Source organism: Arcticibacter sp., assembly GCF_045629565.1.
Lineage (GTDB): Bacteria > Bacteroidota > Bacteroidia > Sphingobacteriales > Sphingobacteriaceae > Arcticibacter.
In genome coordinates, this window is sequence record NZ_JAZQRL010000048.1 from 46,921 (window position 1) to 54,282 (window position 7,362).

Below are 7,362 nucleotides of genomic sequence, written 5' to 3' on the forward strand. Positions count from 1 at the left end.
CTAATATACACATTTTTACGGGTTTAACTTGTCTATTCTGATCCAGTCCATACCAGCCATTTCTGCTGCTTCTACTCCTGCCTGTCCGTCTTCGAAAACCAAACATGTATCAGGTTTGACACCGAGCAGTTCAGCTGCCTTCAAAAAAGGATCAGGATAAGGTTTGCCTCTAGGAGTCTCGCCCGCACAGACCAGCACATCAACCTCAGACTCTATCCCCAGTACTCGCAATGTTTTCAAAATAGCTTCTCTTGACCCTCCCGACACCACAGCAATTTTCACCTTCCCTACATGAGCAAGCAAATGATCGACCACGAACTGAACCGGTTTGGTGTGCTCTATATAGTTGTTATAAAATATAGCGTACTTTTCCATCTCAAAAGTCTGTGGATCAAATGTCGCCCCATATCTTTCGTTAATTTTCTCAACCACGACGGGGATGGGAAGTCCGGCAAACTCATCGATAATTGCCGGATCTATTTCGATGCCTCCTCCGAGTGCTACCTGCGCATACGACTCTTTATGGGCTGCCATATTATCGGCAAGTGTCCCATCACAGTCATATAAAAAAGCTTCGTAATCTCCCTTACTAAGCTCTGTAAGCTCAGCGAGCTTCAATTTATTAGATTCAGTTTCTGCCATGAGCTATAAAATTTTCGCTAGTTCCGTCAAACTTTTAGCTGTTGCAACTTGACCTTCCTTGACTTCACCAAATCCGTAGGATACAAAAATGAAAGGAACACCCGCCTTTTTACTTGATTCGTAATCGCCCTGCGTATCACCTACATAAACCGGAAACTCCAGCTGGTGATCAACTACAATATCCCTGATGTTGTCTGCTTTTGGACGGCTCTTGGTTCCATAACATTGGTGACCGACAAAATAGTCATGAAGCTTATAGTAATCAAGAAACGCCTCAATATAACCTGACTGGCAGTTACTTACAATAAAGAGCTTATACTTTACAGATAAATCTTTCAATGCATCAACCAGCCCAGGATAGAGGATACCGCCCTTACTGCTCAGCACTTCCAGCTCCTTTTTTGCACACTTTGCTTTAAATTCCTGACGCTGTTCATCAGTGAGTTCCGGAAAAAGATAATCATATATTGCATCATAGGCCATACCGGCGATTCCGCTTACACTCGCAGCCGTAATGTCATTTTTCACATAACCATACTCTTCTTTGGCAGACTGCCAGGCGGCAGCCACTCCTTCAGTCGAATCCCATAGAGTACCGTCCAAATCAAAGATGATACTGTCAAATCGTTGTTTTAATGTAATATCCATGTTGCGCGCAAAAATATAGGTTTGATACTGAAAACAATTGCTGATTTTTGCCAAAGGCTATCATAAGCCTTTAATATAGATCAAATATGACAAACGTCACAGTAAAAGCTCTTAACCAACTCCGTGTTGTCGGAATCATCGAAGGTATTTCCTATGTATTCCTACTGGTCATTGCAATGCCCCTAAAATATATGTTTGATTACCCTATCGTCGTTAAATACACTGGCTGGGCACACGGTATCTTATTTGTTCTTTATATAGCCGCCGTATTTAAAGTCACCTTCATGGCGAAATGGTCTTTTTACAAAACATTCAAATATCTTGTTGCTTCCCTAATACCACTTGCCACATTTTTTCTCGACAGAGAACTGAAGAATGAAGCAAATGCGATTGCGAAAAACAATTTATCTCCAAATACAGTATCTTTAGAAGATATTAAAGTTTAATTTCGCCGAATAGAACTATTATTGCCCTTTACACGTTTTAATACCAATGTATATTTTATTATTTTTTGTCGGTCACTGGTTCCTGTCTTTGTTTTTCCAGACCTTCTTTTTGCACCGTTATGCTTCTCATAAGGTGTTCACCACCAGCAAACTTTTTGAACGCGTTCTGTATCTAATGACCTATATATTTCAGGGATCTTCTTTTCTGAACCCCAGGGCGTATGCAACTATGCACCGAGATCATCATGCTTTCAGTGACACAGAGAAGGATCCACATTCCCCGCATTTTTTTAAAGATGTATTTCAACTAATGTGGGCTACGGTATTAACTTTCAAAGACCATGTCAGGATGACTAAAGACAAAACGGCGAGAGGCTCTGCCACTTATCCTGAATGGCCGATCGTCGACCGCATAGGTTCATCCATTGCTTCACGATTAATGTTCGGCGCGCTATATATCGCATTCTACATGGAGTTTGCTACTCATTGGTGGATGTATCTTCTCTTGCCTATCCACTTTCTGATGGGACCGATCCACGGAGCTATTGTAAATTGGTGCGGTCATAAGTACGGATACGCCAATTTTGACAACAACGATCATTCGAAAAACACAACACCGTTTGACTTTCTGATGTTGGGTGAGCTGTTTCAGAATAATCATCATCGCTTTCCCAATAGTCCAAACTTTGGATACCGGTGGTTTGAAGTAGATCCTATTTATCCGGTCATCAAGTTTCTGCACTGGACCAAACTCATTCGGTTGCGCAAAGCATAAAACTTTAATCAAGAGATCACAAAAGGCTCCTTCAGGGAGCCTTTTCTATTTTAGAAAATCCCGGTACCATTTACCTGAAGACTTGACTCTGCGTTCCTGTGTCTCAAAGTCCACATGAACAAGGCCAAATCGGGGATGGTACCCTTCCGCCCATTCAAAATTGTCGGTGAGGGTCCATACAAAATAGCCTTCGACCGGACAGCCCTCCTTCCGGGCTTTCAGCAGCTCCTGCAAACTTGTGCGGATAAATGAAAGTCGTTCCTGGTCATCCACTGCGCCACCCATAACGACGTCTGGAAAAGCAGCACCATTCTCCGTAATATAGATCTTTCTAATTTGCTTGTACTGACTGTATTTTTTGATGATCGGATAGATACCCTCAGGATACACCTCCCACTTCATAGTGGTCAGCGGCACCTTCCTCTTCTCAGCCTTCACGAGTTTAGCGTGCAGGTAGGGCGTCAGAAAAGAATATCTGATGACCTCCCTTGTATATGTCTGAATGCCGATAAAGTCGAAATCGAAGGTCATATTCTCTTCATCTCCAGGGAGCATATATTTACGAATACCCTTCATCACAGACACCTCTTTATCGGGATAACCCATTCCAAGAACCGGCTCAATTAATAAACGGTTAAACAATATATCTGCCCGGTTAGCAGCAGACACATCCCATGACCGTTGCGAATAGGGTTCAATATGCGAACACGAGAACGTGGTGCCAATCTCAGCATGAGGCTGAGATTCTTTCAATATCCTGCCGCCCGCTGCCATGCTTAAAACGGCATGATGCACTGCCGGAAAGAAATTTTTTAGTCCTGTTCTCCCGGGGGCGTGTACACCAAGAAAATGCCCGGCACCCGTAAAGACCATCGGCTCATTCATCACCATCCAGTGACCGACCCGGTCACCAAAGTTCCTCGCACAAATATCTGTATAAGCAGAAAACCACTCAACGACATCCCGGTTAGTCCATCCACCCAAGTCTTCCAGTGCCTGCGGCAGATCCCAATGGTATAAGGTTGGCCATGGGTCGATGCCGCGCTCCAGACACGCGTCTATTAGCCTGTTATAAAAATCTAAGCCCTTCTGATTGACAGAACCTTTCCCGAAGGGCAATATCCTGCTCCAGGCAATCGAAAATCTAAAGTTCGGAATGTTCAGGGTCTTTACCAGGTCGAGGTCTTTCTCATAAAGGTTATAGAAATCACATGCTAACCCGGCATGCTGGCCACCGTGTACCTTCCCCTTCCTGGCGGTGAACGTATCCCAGATAGACGCTCCTTTGCCATCCGAGAAGCAGCTACCTTCTATCTGAAACGCAGCCGTAGAAACGCCCCATTTAAAATCTTTACCAAATAAGTCCTTATCCAAGCCTCGTCTATCTGTTTACAATTAAAGAGTGGTTGAGCGAAACTGATCGTCAACAGACCATTGTCCGGGCTCTTTGCCCGTATAACTATTAACGACAGAATTTACGATTTCCTGCGTCATATCAGGATAATGGACAGGGATAGTTTCACCGGACTCTATCCAGCTCTGTATCGCCGGCGCATATTTGTCTTTGAGACTTTTAATCACCGGCACGCCCATTTCACGGAGAGCTGCAGCATTCAGATGCTGCTCATACTGGTTTTTCATGGGAATCACCAGTATCTTCTTACCCATGTACAGCGCTTCAGCCGGGGTTTCGAACCCTGCCCCGGTGAGCACGCCGGCAGAACGGGCCATACTTCTGGTGAACTTTTCATTATCGATCGGCTGTATAGTGATATTCTTTACCGTCAATTTCTTCTTGTTGTGTTTCGAAAACACATCCCATTGAACATCCTTGAATGCAGAAAGTTGCTTAATCAGGCGGGCGTCGTCATAAGCGGGAAGGTAAACGGTGTAATGGTCATCATTCCTGATATCCTGATTACGCACCTGGCTTCTTATTACAGGTGTATAAATATCCTCATCGTAAGACTGGAAATGAAATCCATGTCTGGAACTGGCGGGTGCGTAATTATTAAGCACGAGGTTACCGATCATATCGCGATGCTCAGCGCGCGGAGCATTAGGTGATAACACTGCTGCCTGGTGGCTAAGCGCGATACATGGCTTATTTTTCATATAGCAAGCCCATGCAGAAACGGGTTCGAAGTCATTCAGCACCAGATCGTATTTTTCTATGGGTAATGAGTTAATCCCCTTCACGAGCCGACGGAGGTTAGCCTTAACAAGCGTTTTCCATAGATTCACACCCCCTGATTTCCCGAAAATAAAACTTAGTCCTTTCAGCTCATACTTCACATCGAAGGGCAAAACCAGGTCGCCTTGTATACCGCTGACAAGTATATCAACCTCCCCCAGCTGCTGCAGACAAGGGATGACATCCATGGCTCGACTCAAGTGTCCGTTACCGGTACCCTGAATAGCATAAAGTATTTTCATAGAAAAAAGGACCGTATCCTCGCACGAAAATAACGTTCTTTAACGTAAAAGTATATACAAACCGGATTTAATCTCATAGCTGTAACGATTAATACCGTTAAATTACTACTGGAATGTGAACTATATGTTCAGTCCAGGTAATGTTTTTATGAAATCCTGTGTTACCGATTCCCTTTACTTAGCGTCAGAGTTTGCTCAATTACTTCTGGAAGCTCATCATGGTAATGGCTGACGTAAATTAATGAGGCTTTGCTATTTCTGCAAATGGTGTTAACAACTTGTTTAAAGTGTACCTGCTGATGGGCGTCCAAACCCTGACAAGGTTCATCAAAGATAAAAAGCGGAGGATTTTTTACCATTGCCCTGGCAAGTAAACAAAGACGCTGGTTACTGGCCGAGACATTACGAAACAGCTGTGATTCCTTAACATTAACGCCTATTAGCTTCATCCAACGACGTGCAATCTCAGCAAGTTTAACGTTTGATGGCCGAAACAGCCCGAGAGTATCGTAAAATCCCGATTCCACAACTTGTATACACGTCATCGATGAAGGGAAATACTGAAACAACTCCGGAGATACAAAGCCTATTTTCTTCTTAATATCCCAGATACTTTCGCCACTCCCTCTCTTTCTGTCAAATAGCAAAATATCGTTTGCATACGCCTGCGGATTATCACCGTTGATTAAACTTAGCAAGGTAGATTTACCTGACCCGTTAGCCCCCACCAACGCCCAACGCTCGCCTTGACGTATCGTCCAGTTGACATCTTTTAAAATCACCGCATCCCCATAGCGGATATTCACACTGTTCATACGCACGATAAAATCAAAAGGCTCGACAGGCTTTCTGCCGATCAGGTCCCTTAGTTCCCTCTCATCAATTTCAGAAGACGAATCAGCCATATACTTCTCAGATGAGAATTCAGCACGAGTGCCAGTGTTCTGCACCTTTCCCGCACTTAATACGGCTATATGGGTTATCGCATCAGGTATTTCAAGAGGAGAAGTGGCCATGATGATCCTGATCCCCGATTGATTGATCTCGTCGATCAGATTGTTGAAGTCGGCTCGACGCCCAACGTCAAGACCCGTTAAGGGATTATCCAGCAATAAAAGGATGGGATTTTTAAGAAGGGCAGCGGCCAGCAGCAGACGTTTGGTTTCACCGTTCGACAGTTTAATGATCTGTTCATCCAGCACTTCTTGCAAATTAAGTCGATCCACAACCCTTTCCATAGTCCAGTACGAGGATCGTTCACCTAAATCTAATCCGGACAGATAAGTACCAACCGTAGGCGCATCGTCCGAGTCAAACGAGTTGTATCGTTGCTGATAGTAAAACTCCGTGGTGTTGGAAAGATTACGAAAACTATGTCTCGATGATACGAAAGACACCCGCTTATGCCAATTCACCAGTCCCCCGGCCACACCCTGTCTGCTATCGAAATAGGTATGATCAATATGCCCGTTGCTTACAGCGAGCCGTCCAGCAATTGCTTCCAGCAGGGCGCTCTTGCCCGATCCACTATCACCAATCAATGCCCAGTTTTCATTCTCACGAATTTCAAAGCTCAGATCTTTAAAAATTACCTGATTCAGACTACGAACCGTTATTTCATTAAATGCCAGGATGATTCTATTCATCTTATGCTCTTGATTTTAGTCTATTAAGTGAAGGTAAGAAACCGGTTATCACCCCGATTAGCGGAAGAAAAGAACAGATATAAAACACATGCTCAATACTTGTGGCATCTGCGAGCTCACCCATTATGGCAGATCCAAGTCCGCCCATTCCAAAGGCAAAACCAAAGAACAGGCCTGATACCATTCCTACGTTCCCCGGCAACAGCTCCTGTGCATATACCAGAATTGCAGAGAACGCAGAAGCGATGATCACCCCGATAATTGCCGCCAACACCCCTATCCAAAATAAGCTGGCGAATGGCAGTAATAAGGTGAATGGTGCAGCTCCCAATATCGAGAACCAAATTACGTATTTACGCCCAAAAGCATCTCCCAGTGGACCTCCGATCAGCGTTCCGGCAGCTACCGATCCCAGAAAGATAAACAGATACATCTGCGATTGCTGAACAGAGACGCCAAACTTTTCAATTAGATAAAAAGTGAAATAGCTGGTCATACTGGCCATATAAAAATACTTCGAGAATATCAGAACCAGCAGAATGCCTACAGAAGTCCAAATTTTAAGCTTCGAAAGATTGGGCTTCACGTCCGCCGGATGATTTGTCGCCGCACGCAGGATCAAATGCCCCTTGTACCATTTACCTATTTGAAACAAGATCAGAATGGCCAAAACAGAAACCAACGTAATCCATAAAATATTAAACTGACCGTAAGGAACAATAACCACCGCTGCTAAAAGCGGACCGATAGCACTTCCTGCATTCCCGCC

8 protein-coding genes are annotated in these 7,362 nt (G+C 44.3%); 2 read left to right on the plus strand and 6 right to left on the minus strand.

Annotated features, from left to right (window positions below; all coding sequences use genetic code 11):
• Positions 1–15 precede the first annotated feature (15 nt).
• Together ACKI5J_RS06630 and ACKI5J_RS06635 are read right to left on the minus strand one after the other, a co-directional pair.
• Positions 16–642, minus strand: coding sequence for an HAD family hydrolase (locus ACKI5J_RS06630; protein WP_407427770.1), 627 nt, complete (start codon positions 640–642; stop codon positions 16–18).
• A gap of 3 nt (positions 643–645) precedes the next feature.
• The gene (locus ACKI5J_RS06635; RefSeq protein WP_407427772.1) at positions 646–1,290 is read right to left on the minus strand and encodes an HAD family hydrolase; all 645 of its coding nucleotides are present in this window, start codon (positions 1,288–1,290) and stop codon (positions 646–648) included.
• A gap of 86 nt (positions 1,291–1,376) precedes the next feature.
• Between ACKI5J_RS06635 and ACKI5J_RS06640 the strand changes: the two genes are divergently transcribed.
• Both ACKI5J_RS06640 and ACKI5J_RS06645 read left to right on the plus strand, forming a co-directional pair.
• Positions 1,377–1,736, plus strand: a complete 360-nt coding sequence (locus ACKI5J_RS06640) for a DUF3817 domain-containing protein (protein ID WP_407427774.1) — start codon at positions 1,377–1,379, stop codon at positions 1,734–1,736.
• A gap of 46 nt (positions 1,737–1,782) precedes the next feature.
• Entirely contained in the window at positions 1,783–2,511 is a 729-nt protein-coding gene (locus ACKI5J_RS06645; protein ID WP_407427776.1) for an acyl-CoA desaturase, read from the plus strand.
• Between the two features lie 45 nt (positions 2,512–2,556).
• Here ACKI5J_RS06645 and ACKI5J_RS06650 read toward each other — a convergent pair whose 3' ends face one another.
• The 4 genes from ACKI5J_RS06650 to ACKI5J_RS06665 form a co-directional block, all read right to left on the minus strand.
• Positions 2,557–3,885, minus strand: a complete 1,329-nt coding sequence (locus tag ACKI5J_RS06650; protein ID WP_407427778.1) for a GH1 family beta-glucosidase — start codon at positions 3,883–3,885, stop codon at positions 2,557–2,559.
• Positions 3,886–3,906: 21 nt separating this feature from the next.
• The gene (locus ACKI5J_RS06655) at positions 3,907–4,947 is read right to left on the minus strand and encodes a glycosyltransferase family protein (RefSeq protein ID WP_407427780.1); all 1,041 of its coding nucleotides are present in this window, start codon (positions 4,945–4,947) and stop codon (positions 3,907–3,909) included.
• Between the two features lie 161 nt (positions 4,948–5,108).
• Positions 5,109–6,593 (minus strand): ATP-binding cassette domain-containing protein, encoded by a 1,485-nt coding sequence (locus ACKI5J_RS06660; protein ID WP_407427782.1) that lies wholly within the window; start codon positions 6,591–6,593, stop codon positions 5,109–5,111.
• 1 nt (position 6,594) lies between these two features.
• On the minus strand, positions 6,595–7,362 hold a 768-nt coding region (locus ACKI5J_RS06665; RefSeq protein WP_407427784.1), incomplete at its 5' end, for an MFS transporter.

Bases quoted from the DNA above. Each gene is read 5' to 3' on its own strand.
- ACKI5J_RS06655 (WP_407427780.1), bottom strand. From the start codon at position 4,947: ATGAAAATACTTTATGCTATTCAGGGTACCGGTAACGGACACTTGAGT.
- ACKI5J_RS06645 (WP_407427776.1), top strand. From the start codon at position 1,783: ATGTATATTTTATTATTTTTTGTCGGTCACTGGTTCCTGTCTTTGTTT.
- ACKI5J_RS06640 (WP_407427774.1), top strand. From the start codon at position 1,377: ATGACAAACGTCACAGTAAAAGCTCTTAACCAACTCCGTGTTGTCGGA.
- ACKI5J_RS06630 (WP_407427770.1), bottom strand. From the start codon at position 642: ATGGCAGAAACTGAATCTAATAAATTGAAGCTCGCTGAGCTTACAGAG.
- ACKI5J_RS06660 (WP_407427782.1), bottom strand. From the start codon at position 6,593: ATGAATAGAATCATCCTGGCATTTAATGAAATAACGGTTCGTAGTCTG.
- ACKI5J_RS06635 (WP_407427772.1), bottom strand. From the start codon at position 1,290: ATGGATATTACATTAAAACAACGATTTGACAGTATCATCTTTGATTTG.